Raw genomic sequence first — 14854 nt, forward strand, 5'->3', positions numbered from 1 at the left:
TCTAACTTAGTGTCCTTTAGGTTAAATTAAATCGCGAATCAAAGTGGTCGACGCAACCAATACATACTTGCAGCATATCGCAGCCAAAATCGATATAGCGAAAAATGATAAACCATCGCTTGTGTGTAACTGCTTCGGCAACGGAGTTGCCTCCTACAATTGTCCTCCCTTCCCCACACAGAGACAAAAAACAAGTTTTGACCCCGCCACCCTCTCGTCTCACGCCTCCTACACCGCCGATACCATCGGCGGCTTTGAGTGAGTTGCGGAATATCAAAAGCGTGCTCCGCTGCGCGTTGCGGCTAACCAGTTTTCTACCGCCACAAGCCCTTTGTCCAGTCCCTCACCACACATGGGCAAAATGCCCATGCCACGTCGCTAGCGTACCGGTGGACTTACGCCCACCGCTCGCCGCCCCCGCTTCTTCGTCTCCCATCTCTCGTCTCCCGTCTCCCGTCTCTCACTTCGGCAACGGAGTTGCCTCCTACATGGCACGGCGACTAAAAGTCGCCGCTACTTCCCTAACTTCCACACATGCTGATTGCTGCGCACAAAGATCGCTCCGTCAGCGATCGCGGGGGTGGCCATGATTTCCTCATTCAGCGGGTTTTCGGCCAGGACTTCCCCTTTTTCCTTGGTCAAATCGACCACCTGGATCAGTCCGTCCTTGGCGGTGGCGTACAGCTTGCCGTCGGCGATGACGGGGGTGGCCCAGAACTGCCCCTTCAGCCGTAATTGCCAGAGCGGGTTGCCGGTCGCGGCGTCGGCGGCATTCAGCACCCCCGCGCGATTGATGACATAGACCTTGCCGTCGTGGACGATGGGACTGGCGGCGCCCGCGTTCAGCTTATTTTGGGTCCAGAGCAATTCCGGGCTGGAACTGCCGGTAAATTTAAGCGCCCGCAGACCATCCCCCGGCACATACGCCACATCGCCGACATACACGCACGAACTGATCCCGTCGCATGGCTTGGCATTTAACCAGATCTGCTGCCCGTCGCTGGGGTCATGGGCGGAGACCCCTTTACCATTGGTCAGCAAAACCACCGACTCGCCCGCGGTTTTGCCAGCGGCCACGACCGGCGACGCCCAATGCGCGGATTTGTCGCGGTCGATGCGCCATTTGGTTTCGCCGGTATTGGCGTCAAAACCCGCGGCAAAGGAATCTCCCTGGGCCTCGGACTGGACAATCACCACGCCATCGGCGACGACCACCGACGAGGACATGCCAATGTCATTCCCCGCCAGGGGGTAATCGACCGTTAAGCCGCGGTACCACTGCAAGTTGCCATCCAGGTCGAGGCAAATGAGATCATTGGACGAAAAGAACGCAAAAATTCGCTGGCCGTCAGTCGCGGGGGTGTTGGCGGCGACGGAACTGCTGGGGTGGCAAAGCGTGCGCCCCGTCGCCCAAAATTGCCGCTCCCAGAGCTGTTTGCCAGTGGCCTTGTCCAGGCAAATCACATGCAGGCGGTCGTTTTTACCGCCACTGGCCGCGGTAACAAAAACGCGATCCCCCACGACGATGGGGCAGGCGACGCCATTACCGGGCAGAGGCGTCTTCCAGGCGATGTTTTCCGCTTTATCGGCGTCAGCAGTCCATTTGACCGGGGTTTTTTGGTCGGCGGCGACGCTGGTGCCATCGCCGCGAAACCCGGTCCAATCCGCAGAAAGGGAAAGAGGAGCAAGGGCAAACAGGAAGGGAAAAATGGCGAGGGAAGTTGTGCGCATGGTTGGATTTCTGAACATGTGAAGATGATTGTTTATGAAATGGAATGTAAAATTGTGTTGCATAAATTATTGTCACTCGTCCTCTCCTGCCATCAAGCAGGGATAGTATGCTGCGTCTGCCACCGTCTTTTACCGCCGATTCCATCGGCGGTTTTGTGTGGATTATGGCATGTCGTTAAGTGCTCCGCTGGGCGTCGCGGCTAACTAATTTGACTCTCGCATACTGTTGCACCAGTCCCGTCCGGCGGACGGGATCTACTCTCGCCTCCTAACCGCCGATACCACCGGCGGCTTTGTATCCCGCCCCCCTTACTGCGGTGTTTCCGCGGGCTTGGGCGAGAGGGCCGCGGCAGGGGTTTCCGGCCGGTTGGCGGCTAATATCGCCGTGCCAATGCTATCGCAGACCCGCAGTTGAAACATCCAGTCCTGGGCCCATTGCTCGGTCTGCTCGTTCTGGCAGATTTTGAGCAAAATCGTGTTTTTGCCCGGTTTTAGCTTGGCCGGAGCGATGTATTGGTCGATGGCGTTGGCCGCGTGGTACACTTCCCGCTGCCAGATGAGTTCGCCGTTCAACCAGATTTTGTTGGCGTTGATGCAGCCCAGGCGAAATTGGCAATCCGTCCCTTTATCCGCGTCAAATTCGGTGTAGGCGTAGGCCACAGCCCCCTTGATCTTGCCCAGGGCCGCGTTCAGGTCCACTTCGCCCGTGGGGCTGTTGGTCGTGTGGGCCTGCCAGGCGATCTCGCCCGATTTGCCCTGGTATTTGGCCTTTAAGTCAATTTTTTCCTCTGGCGGATAGGCGATGTTAAAAGCCGACTGGTTGGTATTATCAAATGGGGCCAGCAATTGCCACTCCATGAGAAAGCCCAACTGCCGCGGCAGATCAACCGTCTGTCCGGCGTCGCGCAGTTTCTTGGCCAGGCTTTCGATTTGATCGATATCGCGGGCGGCGGCAAACGCTTTTTTATACGCGGCCAGCGCGGCTTCGCTGGCGGGTTTTTCCCCCACGGCGGCGTCGGTGTCGCGGATCAGCTTGGCCACGGCGTCGCGGCGTAGTTCCAGGCTGGGGTCATCCAACATATCGGGCAAATAGCGGTCGGGGGTTTGCGGGTCGATTTTTGTCAGTAATTCATAGGCCATCCGGCGCCCGCGGTCGCCATTGGCATGATCGGCGATAAATTTTTCCAGGACGGTCGGAGCGAGCTGCTCTCCCTTCGCGGCGGCCCGGTCTAAAATCACCTCGACCGCGCTACGCAGATAATTGACCGCGTTGGGATTGGCGTCCCGCATCGCCAATAAAATCGTGGGAACCGTGGCTAGCGACTGCTGGGCGAGTTCCTTTACGGCGGCATTGGCCCCGGCAAACCCTTCTGTCGATTGGCCCGCGGACTTGATCGCGGCGATCAGGGCCGGCACCTCGGCGGCGGGGGCAGGTTTGGCCAACAAGCCCATGACCAATAAGCAGTAACACAGACCCCGCAAGCAAACGGTTCGATAAAGCATGGCAAGTTTTTGGGTGGTATGGTGGGAAAGTTAATGGTGGGAATGCCCCTGATTCTAACGGATGACACTCCCTCCCGCCAACAACTCCCCGGGGAAATTTCCCGTGGCGGATGACCGTCATATCCGGCAGAATGCGACCAAAAGAATTTGACAGCGGGCGTGGGCCAGCCTCGCCAGAACGAAAATCTAGCGAGAGGGCACGCGCGGGGAATTATCATAAGAATAGATCGCGACGATTGATGGAACAGTGGCAAATACCGTGGGTTAGCGCCCGACGGCTGATCGGCCCAACTCGAATCGGCGGCTTTGACACTGTACTAACACGGCCTGTGGGGTGGAAAATATTATGAGCGGCAAGGAACAAAGAATGCTGGCGATGTTACGGGAAATCGTGTTCTGCACGGGGCTAATGCTGACAGCGTTTGCTGGGGGCTGGCCAGGCGTGCTACGCGCCGCTGATGGCCAACTGGAACTGCGGGTCATCGACCGCGACACCGGACAGCCGACTGTGTGCCGCATGCACCTAAAAAACGCCGCGGGCAAGCCGGTCAAAATCCCCGGGGCGTTGCAACATGGCGACTACGTTGTCATTACCGATAAAATTGTGCTCCGTTTGCCGCGCGGCAACTACACCTTTACTATGGAACGCGGGCCAGAGTCGCTCATCCGCAGCGGGCATTTTACGATCAATCGATTTGCCGATGATGTTGAAACCGTCGATCTGAAAAATTTTTGTAACCTGGCCGACGAAGGGTGGTACGGGGGCGATCTGGATGCTCAGCGTCCGGTGGACGATCTACCCTTGCTCATGGCGGCCGAGGGGTTGCACGTGGTCGCGCTCACCTCCTGGCAAAATGACAAGACGATTTGGAATAAACAAAACCCACTTCCCAAAACCCCGATCGCCGAGCACCCCAATCATCGCCTGATTGATCTGCTGGGGGGGCGAGACGAACGGCACGGCAGCGCGCTGGGTTTATTTAACCTGCGGCAGCCGCTAACCTTACCGCGCTCTGCCGATCTCTGGCCCACGCTGGCCCAGACCGCCGCGACCGCGCACGCCGAGCGCGGCTGGGTGGACGGGGCGCGGCTGTTTTCGCGGGAGTTGCCGCTCTTGGTGGCGGCTGGAAAGCTGGACTCCGCACAACTGCTTAATAGGCATTTGCTACGCGGGGGAATCGTGGATCATGAAGCCGACGGTTACGCCCGCGACAAAAAGTTTTATCCCGCCCCCTTTGGCAACGGGCGCTGGAGTCAACACATCTATTATCAACTGCTTGAATGCGGCCTGCGCCTGCCGCTGACCGCGGGGAGCGGTTCCGGGGCCAACACCAACCCGCTGGGGTACAATCGTGTGTACGCCCAGGTGGAGGGGGAATTAACCCTGGAAAAGTGGTGGGCCGCGGTCCGGGCGGGGCGGGTCATGGTGACGAATGGGCCGTTACTGCGCTGCACCGTGGAGGGTAAATATCCCGGGCACACGTTTACCGCCAGCAAAGGCGAAACGCTGGAGCTACTGCCGGAGTTGACGCTGTCCACCCGCGACAAGATCGATTACATCGAAGTGGTCCATAATGGCGTGGTCGTGAATGAGCTCCGCTTGGCGGAATACCAAAAATCTGGCGGAAAAGTGCCCCCTCTCACATTTACCGAAAGTGGTTGGTTTTTATTGCGGGCGGTGACAAACGAAAAGTCGACCTACCGCCACGCCACTACCGGGCCGTTTTTTGTCGAGTTTGATTACCAAAAGCGATTCAACCCCGCCGCAGCACGGTTTTTTATCGATTGGGTGGACCGGGAAATCGCGGCCATCCGCGCCGAAGAACCTGCCGGCATCGAACAGCCCGCGCGGCTCGCGCAGTGGGAACAAGCCAGGGTGTACTGGCAAAAGTTAGGAAAAAGAGGTGGAGGCGATTCCGTCGTCGAATAGCCAAAATTTGTAGGAGGCAACTCCGTTGCCGAGCAGGCTGCTTTATCAGGTGGGGTGAGGAGGAGCAGAGGTGCGGGGGTGAAGGTTGTTGGTTAACCGCGGAGCGCGACATAAAAAAGGGAACTGTGCGGCAGTCAATTCCATTGCCCCACCCAGCTCCGCAGGAGCGCGATCTTTACAGTAAGCTTCTCCTCCCCGCCGGTTTTTTCCTTCTAAACCGCATAATTGCCACACTTTCCGGCTTGCGGCCAGGCATGACCTATGCTTGCGCATGCCGCTTTTGCCTGCTACCGCTGTTTGTCCCCCCGTACCGGATCTGGTCGCATTGGGGGGGCGCGCTGAAGTCTGGGAAACCCCTGTTTCCAGACCAGAATCAATCGCGCCCAATCCGGCTTGCCCACCAAAATCTTATCTTTCACCATCCGTCGCGCCGCGGGTCCTGCAAGTCGTCAATGGCGAACATTACGCCGGGGCCGAGCGTGTCCAAGATTTACTGGCGGAGCAATTTGACCGGCTGGGATTATGGAATGGTCTGGTTTGTGTCAAACCTAACAAATTTCCCGAACAGCGACTTGCCCGGCAGGTGCCGCTGTGGTCCTTTCCCATGCGGGGGAAGATCGATTTGCGCCCGGCGCACAAACTCGCGCGGCTCATCCGTGCGCAACAAGTGCAACTGCTGCACGCGCATGGCGCCCGGGGGGCGCTCATCGCCAGCCTGGCTGGCTGGTGGACCAACACGCCAGTGGTCTATCACGTGCATGGTCAGACCGGAGTGGAAGTCGGGGGTAAATGGTCCACTTGGCTTAACGCCACACTGGAGCGCCGTATTTTACAGTCCTGCGCGGGGCTGATTGCCGTCTCGGACAGTACGGCCCGTTACTTAACAGAGCACGGCGCTCCCGCACATAAAATTCATGTCATCCCCAACGGCGTGCCGGGGCGCCCCCTTCGGCAGTTAGTGGAAGCTTCCCATTCTTTCGCAAGTCAATCCCACAACGGTCCCACACTAGGGTTTGTGGCATGGTTGCGGCCGCGCAAAGGACTCGAGGTGTTTTTGGACGCGGCGGCGCAACTCTTGCCGCGTTTTCCCGCGCTGCGGCTATGGGTGGTGGGAAGCTTTGAAACATCCGCGTATGAGGCAGAGATAAAAACCCGCGCGGCACATCTGGGATTAAGCGATCACATTGTCTGGCGCGGGTTTTGCCAGCCCATCGACGCGGAGCTGGACATGCTGGATGTGTTGGCGTTTCCCAGCGTGCTGGCCGAGGGGATGCCGATGGTCCTGCTCGAGGCCCTGGCCGCGGGCGTACCCATCGTTGCCAGCCGTGTACCCGGGGTGACTGATGTCATCCGCCACGAACAAAACGGCCTCTTGGTCGAGCCACAGAGCGCGGCGGAATTGGCCGGTGCCATTGAGAAATTGCTAGATTCCAGCCAGCTCCGCGCTCGCATGATTCAGGCGGGGCAACAATGCCACGCGGCGGAATTTTCGGACGTGGTCATGGCCCGCCGCACGCAGCAACTCTATGCGCATGTTCTCGCCACTCAGGCCCCATCCGCTCGCCACTCTTTGTCAAAAGGTCTCGCTCTAGGTCCGTAAATTGCAAATCACGCCCGGCCCCCTATACGGGGGGTAAGCGAGCGAACCGTGATGCACCGTGATGAACCACTCATTTCACCTTAACGATTTTGATTCCTGGTAGCACGCATGCCCCGCGACATCGCCACCGTTGAAAATACGACAACGACCACCACCACTATTGGCTATGGTTCCGCGTCGCCTGGCATTTCGCCCGCTTCAACCAATGCCATCGAGTTGGCCAGCCGGGCCCAGGTCTTGCCCGAGCCGGAATTTCTGGGCGCGCAAACCCACCCGCCCCAAGTTTGGGAACAGGCAATTCCCGAGGCCCTGCAAGCCGACAGAGATCACCAGCGTTTGCTCCGTCATTCAACGTGGCACGACGGGTTGCCGGAAGAGCTACAACATCGTTGGAGCCAGGCCGTCTCCCTGTTAGGCGTGGGCGTAACAAATTTGGATTTTTCAGGGGCAATTTCCCTGTTGGATTTTGCCCTATCCGCAACAGACGGCGTCACCCGACCAATTTATTATGTGAACGCCCATACGCTTAATATCGCCAGCGTCAATCCGGAATTTCGCGGCGTGCTAAACGCCGCGTGGCGGGTGTTTGGCGACGGCACGGGCGTCCGCTGGGGGGCGCGGGCGCAACACGCGCGGATGCGGGCAAACCTCAACGGCACGGACCTGGTCCCGCGAATGTTTTATCAACTGGCCGATCAGGGGTACAGCTATTATTTGCTGGGGGCGGACGAACAGACGATTGCCCGCGCCGCGGAGTACGCCCAAACGCGGTTTGGCGGGTGGCGGCTGGCGGGGTACCATCACGGTTATGTCCAGGGAGAGGCCGCGGGTCCCATGGCAAAAGAGATCGCGCGGTGCCAGCCGGATTTGCTATTGGTGGGAATGGGCAACCCACTGCAGGAAAACTGGATTCATCACCAACGAAAAAAGCTGGGCGTCAAGTTGGCCATGGCGGTGGGGGGGTTGTTTGATCATTGGGGGGGAAACTTGACCCGCGCGCCCCGCTGGGTGCGCGGCTTAGGTTATGAGTGGTTGCAAATTTTGTTACAGCAACCGCACAAATGGCAGCGATATTTGGTGGGAAATCCGCTCTATCTGTGGCGGATCTGGCAAAATCTGGCGCGGGATCGACGGCAGACGCGGCAGTGGCGGGAACAGGAGAGCGGGGTAGAATTAATAACGATTTGAAAATTACGAATTTCAGATTGCACGTATTCCCGCTCCCCCCACGTCCACATTTCCCCAACACACAACCCACGCAGGCAAAAAGCACGTTTTGCCCCCAACCACCCTCCCGTCCGGCGGACGGGACCTACTCCCATGCAAACATCTCTCTACGATATTCCGATTCAAACAATCAAGCTGGAAAATACCACGCTAGAGCCTTACCGTGGCCAAGTCCTGTTGATTGTCAATGTGGCCAGTCGTTGCGGCTTTACTCCGCAATACCAGGGTCTGGAAGAACTCTATCTGCGATTCAAGGACCAGGGGTTCGCGGTGCTGGGATTTCCCTGCGACCAATTTGGGCATCAAGAACCAGGGACCGAGGCCGAGATTGAGCAGTTTTGCCAGCTAAATTACAAAGTGACGTTCCCCCTCTTTGCCAAAATCGACGTCAACGGACCGCAGGCGCATCCCCTGTATCAAGCGCTCAAAACCGCCCAACCCGGGATTTTGGGGACGGAGGGGATCAAATGGAATTTTACCAAATTTTTAGTGGATCGCGCGGGTACGGTGGTCAAACGGTATGGCTCGATGGAGACGCCAGCCAGTATCGCCCCCGAAATCGAGCGGCTGCTAGCAATGAACGCGACTAGCTAATTTCCTGCCGGTCTGACAAACCAGGGGACACATAGTGACGCCCGTTTAACTGACTCAACGCCCTGATTCTCCCAACTCAGCCGTGCTCATGTGCAAGGCACCAGCGGATCATTTTTTAACAGTCGTTTATTAACTGCTCATCCCCACAACCGCGTTATGTTTGCCAATGGCCGACTTTGCGGCAAACGTCCGGTTCTAACGATTGTAACTCCCCGGGATGGCCTGGAAAGTCCGCCAACTATGGGAGAGTTGGTAGTGCCAGCCCGCAAAAAACGGTAAGCTGGCGTGTGGCGGAATGGCTGGTCGTATTGGCTGACGCGGCGAGTAGAATTTATAGATCCTGATGATTACAGTCCGCGACTTATCGAAGCATTACACCGATTTGCAGCGCGGGGCGTTTGTGGCACTGGGGGGTGTCAGTTTTTCCGCGCGGCCGGGGCAGATTTTTGGTTTATTAGGGCCCAACGGTGCGGGGAAAACCACGGCCTTGCGGATCTTGGCCACATTGCTGCGACCGACGGGGGGGACCGCGCTGCTCAATGGCTTTGACGTGGTCTCGCAGGCCAGCTTTGCCCGGCGGCAGTTGGGGTTTGTCTCAATGAACACCGCGGTGTACGACCGAATGACCGCCTGGGAAATGGTGGAATACTTTGGCCGGTTGCACGGATTTGCCGGCGAAGAATTGCGCGGCAGAATGGAAAAACTATTTGAGCGGCTGCAGATGGGGGAAATCCGCGACTTGCTGGGGGCCAAGATGTCCACCGGCATGAAGCAAAAAGTCTCCATCGCCCGCGCGCTAGTGCACGATCCGCCGGTGTTGATTTTTGACGAGGCGACATCGGGGCTGGATGTGCTGGTGGCCCGCTCGCTCATTCGCGAAGTGGCCGAACTGCGCGACCAGGGAAAGTGCGTCATTTTTTCGACGCACATCATGCGCGAAGTGGAAAAACTATGCGATCGTATCGCCATTATTCACCGCGGCAAGATCCTCACCGAAGGTTCGCTGGACGAACTGCGCGACCGGCACCACGAACACGATTTTGAAGAGTTGTTTTTTCGCCTGATTTCCGACCATGACGCCTCCCCGGTCCCTGTCCCGGCCTAAGCTTCCCCTTCGCCCATCGGTATGAACTGGACGAACATATTTTTGATCTTTTGCCGCGAGGTGCGCGATCAATTGCGCGACCGGCGAATGCTATTTATGATGTTCATCCTGCCGCTGATGCTCTATCCGCTGATGGGCCTGAGCGTGATGCAATTGACGCAGTTTCTCAAGCAGCACATCCCCAAAGTGCTGCTCATCGGCGCGCCCCGCTCGGCCGAATACCCGCCGTTGGTCCAGGGGGAGGAATTTTCCAAAAAATGGGTCAAGGACCTGAACACTTTTCAGATTCGGCAGCAAGACTGGCCCGACGATGTTAACGCCTGGCCCAACAATCTTAAGGAGCAAGCCCGTCACTGGATCGAGGAAGAGAATTATGACGTGGTCGTGGCTTTTCCGGCGAATTTTGCCGCCAGCCTGAATGAATTTCACACCTGGCTGTTGGCGGTCCGTCAGGGAACCGCGCATTTGGACTCTCCCCCGCGGATGCCCCAGCCGCAAATTTTTAGCAATACCGCCCGGCAAAAGTCGGTCCTGGCCCTGCATCAGGTCCAAGAAGTCCTCCGCCGCTGGCAAAGCGCGATTTCACAAAAAAATCTTTCGGACACGCAGGTTCCCCCCCAGGCGCTACGCCCGTTTGAATTCGACACCGTGGAACTGGCCCAGCCAGAGCAAAAAAGCGCGGCCACCTGGTCCCGTATTTTGCCCATGCTTTTAATCCTGTGGGCGTTAACGGGGGCCTTTTATCCGGCGATTGACCTGTGCGCAGGGGAGAAAGAACGCGGTACGCTAGAGACATTGCTTTGCAGTCCCGCCGAGCGCGAGGAAATCGTCACGGGAAAAATGCTAACCGTCATGCTGTTTAGTGTCGGGACTTCGCTATTGAATTTGCTTAGCATCGGCCTAACGGGATTGTTTATCTTTAAGCAATTAGAAAGCGTGGTCAATTCCAAGGAACTCGGCGTCCCCCCGCTGGAAACCATGGGTTGGCTGGTGCTGGGATTGATCCCGGTGGCGATTTTATTCAGCGCGCTTTGCGTGGCGCTGGCGTCATTTGCCCGCAGCAGCAAGGAAGGGCAGTTTTATATGATGCCCCTCATGCTGTGCGTGCTGCCGCTTGCCATCCTTCCCATGGATCCCCGCATGGAGCTTACCTTGGGCAACGCGTTGTTGCCGATCAGCGGCTTGATTCTTTTGTTGCGGAGCCTATTAGAAGGGGAATTTCTCAAGGTATGGCCCTATTTTTTGCCGGTTACCGTGGTCACGGGACTAGGTTGTTGGGTCGCGGTGCGCTGGGCCGTGGATCAATTTAATCGCGAGGAAATTCTCTTCCGTGAAAGCGAGCGATTTGATCTCCGCCTGTGGATCTGGCATTTATTCCGTGATCGCCGTGAAACACCCAATGTGGCGATGGGTCTGGCCTGCGCCTTGCTCATTTTGATCGTGCAATTTTTTGTTAATTGGTTGCTGGCCAGCCATGGGACGGGGGGCCTTCCCACGCTCAAGTCGCTGGTAACCCTCGTGCTCATTTCGCAACTGGTCGTGATCGCCACGCCCAGCTTGCTCATGACGATCATGCTGACAACGCGTCCGGATAAGACGCTGTTGCTGCATTGGCCCGGTTATCGGCGGGTAACGGTGGAGTTAGCCTCCGCCCAGTCGGCCCCCGCCCCCGCGGCGGATCGCGCCTGGTGGCTAAGCGGACTGATCACGCTGGCATTGGCGGCGTTACTAGCCTTGGTGCTGCAACCAGCGACGCATTTATTGGCGCATCTGCTACAAGTGCTCTATCCAATCTCCGCCGAGAACCAGGCCGCGTTGCAGGTGCACCTGCAACCCCTACAGACCGGCCCGGCCTGGTTGCCTTATGTGTTATTGGCCTTGCTACCCGCCATTTGCGAAGAACTAGCCTTTCGCGGGTTCATCCTCAGCGGACTGCGCCACTGGGGCAGTCGCCGCCGGGCAATTTTGCTCTCCGCGTTCTTCTTTGGCATTACCCATACCATTATTCAACAATCCCTCAGTGCGATGATCCTAGGCGTGGTGCTGGGCTATATAGCCGTCAAATCTAATAGCATCTTGCCCAGCTTTACGTTTCACGCGCTACATAACGCGCTCGGCTTTTTTGTCGCCACGGCGGCCGCCCAGCAGGCCCCTTGGCTAGAATGGATGCTGGTCCGCGGGACCACGGCGGATCAAAGCGGAACATTTACCTTTACTCCAGCCATCACCATTCTGGCATTGCTGATTTCCGGGGTAATCCTGGCTTGGTTTGGCCGCTTGCCGCAAGAACGGACCGAAGAGGAGACCGTTTGGGACGCGATCCAGGAAAATCGGCAGTTAGAAATGACCTAATTCGATTTTATGTGCGAGTTACGTAATCATGCCCGCGTATCGCGCTAAATGGCTGGTCCCCGTGACCACGCCTCCCATCGAAAACGGCGTGATTGCCTTCGCCGCTGGAAAAATTTCCGCCATCGAAACTGCCCACTGCTGGTCCGGGGAAACACCTGTGGATCTGGGGGACGTGGCGATCCTGCCGGGTCTGGTCAATGCCCATACGCACTGGGAATTTAGCACGTTACCGGCACCGTTGGGCCAGCGCGGCATGCCATTTACAGATTGGCTGCGACTGGTGGTGAAATGGCGTCAATCTCAAACGCCCATGGATCGCCAGCAGGCACTTATGGCTGGCGTGCGCGAAAGCTTGGCTTCGGGCGTCACGACCGTGGGTGAAATTGACACGCAAGGTTGGCTTACTGATCAGGCTTTTTCGGCAAGGCCGGTCCCCGACGCCGTGCTATTCCAAGAAGCCATCTGTTTTAGCCAAACAGACGTTCCCGCCAAGATTACCGAGATTTCCCGCCGATGCGGCTATGATTCGGTACGGCACGATCATTCTCTAGCGTCACGGCCTGGACCCGCGGACGTTTGGCAACCGGGAGTAAGCCCCCATGCCCCCTATACCGTTCACGCAGACCTCTTGCACGAATTAGTACGGTTATCATGCCTGCACCAACTTCCCCTGGCGATGCATTTGGCCGAGACCCCTGCGGAATTGGAGTTTTTGCACACTGGTCGCGGGCCGTTGATGGAAATGCTGTTTGGGGCGGGTGTCTGGCGTGAAGATCTGCGCGGATCGGCGCGCACGGTCCATGATCTATTGCAAATCTTGGCAACCGCTCCCCGGGCCCTGGTGGTCCATGGCAATTACCTGGGTACGGCGGAAATTGATTTATTAGCAAAAAACGCCGACCACATGAGTGTCGTGTATTGCCCCCGCACCCATGATTTCTTTGGCCATGCCCCGCATCCGTGGCAAATTATGCAAAAGGAGGGGGTAACGGTGGCTCTGGGAACGGACAGCCGGGCCTCCAATCCCGATCTTTCCCTCTGGCGGGAAATGCAGTGGTTAGCGGAAAGAAATGTTGCTATCGAGCCAGAAAAAATATTAACAATGGGAACTCTGGAGGGGGCAAAGGCCCTGGGTAAGGCTGGGGAAATTGGCAGTTTAGAGGTGGCAAAAAGGGCAAATATGTCCGTAATATCAGGGAAGGCGGGAAAATTATCCGGGTGGGAGTCGCTGTTGTATGACCCGTCGGCACGGGTAGCCGCCACCTGTTTGCGGGGAGATTGGCTCTAAGTTGCCCTCCCTCTGCCGGAAAATTAAATTTTCGCTGCTGCCCAAAAAACACAAAAATTCTAGCGAGCGGGGCAACCTTATTTGTTAAAATGCGAATATCAACCGGGCTCGACAGGTATAACACCAGGTTAGCCCCTACCAAACCGCCGTGCCAGTTTTGACGGCACGGCACCTATTTTCTTCCAGATCGAGGCACTCAATCATGGGGCATCGCTGGTTTGCCGGCTTGGTTGTGGCGTTTTGGGTAACCTCCATGGGTTGGTTGCTGGTGACAAAACTATTGCCACCGCTGCAAATGGGGGAACCCCCTTCTTACCGTTCAATTTATGGAAATGCCGCCATTTCCCGTCCGCGCCCAGTCGGGTGGCAGATGACCTGGCGGGACAAGCCCATGGGTTGGGCGGTGACGCATTATGAATGCGACGATCAAAACTACACCACGGTGCAAAGCCATGTCCATTTTGACTTTTTGCCGGTGGACGAATTACTGCCGGTCCTGTTTCGCGGATTATGGGACAGCCGCGTACGCGGCTTAGGCAAGATTCACCTCGACGCCGATAGCAAAATCGTTATCGACCCACACGGTTTGTTGCAATCATTATCATTTCATCTCACTAGCCCCGAACTGCCCGAACCAATCCGCGTCACCGGGCAGTTACGCAACGAAAAATTACAAATCGTTATTTTTAACCAGAGCCAGCAATTTACCAAGCTCGAATTGCCGGGCAACGTGGTGCTGGGAAACGACCTTTCCCCCATGTCGCGGCTGCCGGGATTGACCGTGGGCCAAACGTGGACGGTTCCCATTTATAGTCCATTTCGGGTGACGACATCCTCCCCGGTCGAAATGTATCAGGCCACAGTCGAGCGGCGGGATATTTTATTATGGCAAAATGACCTGCATCCCGTGTTGGTGGTGACCATGCGGCCCGACTCGGGCGCTTTGGGAACCAACCAGCGCCGTCCCCGCGCGCGACTATGGGTCGATGAAATGGGCCAGGTATTGCTGCAAGAAAGCTTTATCCAAAACTTCAAACTGGCGTTTACCAGGGCCAATCTGGTGGAAACATCCGCCATGTGGGCCAAATCGCAAGCACACAAGCAACAAAGGCTGCGCGAAACACTTGATCTAGAGCCCAACGCGCAGGCTTTGGCGGCTGTCAATGTCTGGGAAATTCCCGATTGGGCACTAGCGGCGCAAGAGTGGGAAATTCCCACGGCGGAGTCGGCCTGGCGCAAATCATGGCGGGGGTTTCAAGGCGTGCTGGGGGGGCTTGGACCTGAAAAAGAATCCGCACTCCCCGCGGATATCCAATCCAACAACCAAAAACAGCCAGGCCAACCTACCAGTGGGAAAGAAACTCCTTCGGTATGGAAATCAATCTTGCGCGGAGGAGTCCGGTGGTTACCGCGTGAATCAATAGCCCCATCCCCAACCGCCGAGAGTGACGCTTGGGACGCGGCGTTAGAGTCAGGGCCTTAGCCGTGTGTCAGCGGACGGGGTATTTCCACAGCTTGATCTGT

10 protein-coding genes are annotated in these 14854 nt (G+C 57.2%); 8 read left to right on the forward strand and 2 right to left on the reverse strand.

Annotated elements, in window-relative coordinates; all coding sequences use genetic code 11:
- Nucleotides 1-513: 513 nt before the first annotated feature.
- Together SFX18_06540 and SFX18_06545 are read right to left on the reverse strand one after the other, a co-directional pair.
- On the reverse strand, nucleotides 514-1731 hold the full coding sequence (locus SFX18_06540) for a PQQ-binding-like beta-propeller repeat protein (GenBank protein MDX1962791.1): 1218 nt from the start codon (nucleotides 1729-1731) through the stop codon (nucleotides 514-516).
- 309 nt (nucleotides 1732-2040) lie between these two features.
- Nucleotides 2041-3234, reverse strand: a complete 1194-nt coding sequence (locus tag SFX18_06545; GenBank protein ID MDX1962792.1) for a hypothetical protein — start codon at nucleotides 3232-3234, stop codon at nucleotides 2041-2043.
- 367 nt (nucleotides 3235-3601) lie between these two features.
- On the opposite strand from SFX18_06545, the gene SFX18_06550 reads away from it, so the two are divergent.
- From SFX18_06550 to SFX18_06585, 8 genes are all read left to right on the forward strand, one after another.
- A complete protein-coding gene (locus SFX18_06550) occupies nucleotides 3602-5164 on the forward strand; it encodes a CehA/McbA family metallohydrolase (protein MDX1962793.1) in 1563 nt (520 codons plus the stop codon).
- A 280-nt stretch (nucleotides 5165-5444) separates the two neighbouring features.
- A complete protein-coding gene (locus SFX18_06555; protein MDX1962794.1) occupies nucleotides 5445-6764 on the forward strand; it encodes a glycosyltransferase family 4 protein in 1320 nt (439 codons plus the stop codon).
- A 108-nt stretch (nucleotides 6765-6872) separates the two neighbouring features.
- A complete protein-coding gene (locus SFX18_06560; protein MDX1962795.1) occupies nucleotides 6873-7952 on the forward strand; it encodes a WecB/TagA/CpsF family glycosyltransferase in 1080 nt (359 codons plus the stop codon).
- A 132-nt stretch (nucleotides 7953-8084) separates the two neighbouring features.
- Nucleotides 8085-8585, forward strand: coding sequence for a glutathione peroxidase (locus SFX18_06565; protein ID MDX1962796.1), 501 nt, complete (start codon nucleotides 8085-8087; stop codon nucleotides 8583-8585).
- Nucleotides 8586-8928: 343 nt separating this feature from the next.
- Nucleotides 8929-9690, forward strand: coding sequence for an ATP-binding cassette domain-containing protein (locus SFX18_06570; protein ID MDX1962797.1), 762 nt, complete (start codon nucleotides 8929-8931; stop codon nucleotides 9688-9690).
- Between the two features lie 21 nt (nucleotides 9691-9711).
- A complete protein-coding gene (locus SFX18_06575) occupies nucleotides 9712-12042 on the forward strand; it encodes an ABC transporter permease (protein MDX1962798.1) in 2331 nt (776 codons plus the stop codon).
- A 28-nt stretch (nucleotides 12043-12070) separates the two neighbouring features.
- Nucleotides 12071-13330 (forward strand): amidohydrolase family protein, encoded by a 1260-nt coding sequence (locus SFX18_06580; GenBank protein ID MDX1962799.1) that lies wholly within the window; start codon nucleotides 12071-12073, stop codon nucleotides 13328-13330.
- 202 nt (nucleotides 13331-13532) lie between these two features.
- Entirely contained in the window at nucleotides 13533-14813 is a 1281-nt protein-coding gene (locus SFX18_06585; GenBank protein ID MDX1962800.1) for a hypothetical protein, read from the forward strand.
- Nucleotides 14814-14854: the final 41 nt, after the last annotated feature.

Source organism: Pirellulales bacterium (assembly GCA_033762255.1).
Taxonomy (GTDB): Bacteria; Planctomycetota; Planctomycetia; order Pirellulales; family JALHPA01; genus JANRLT01.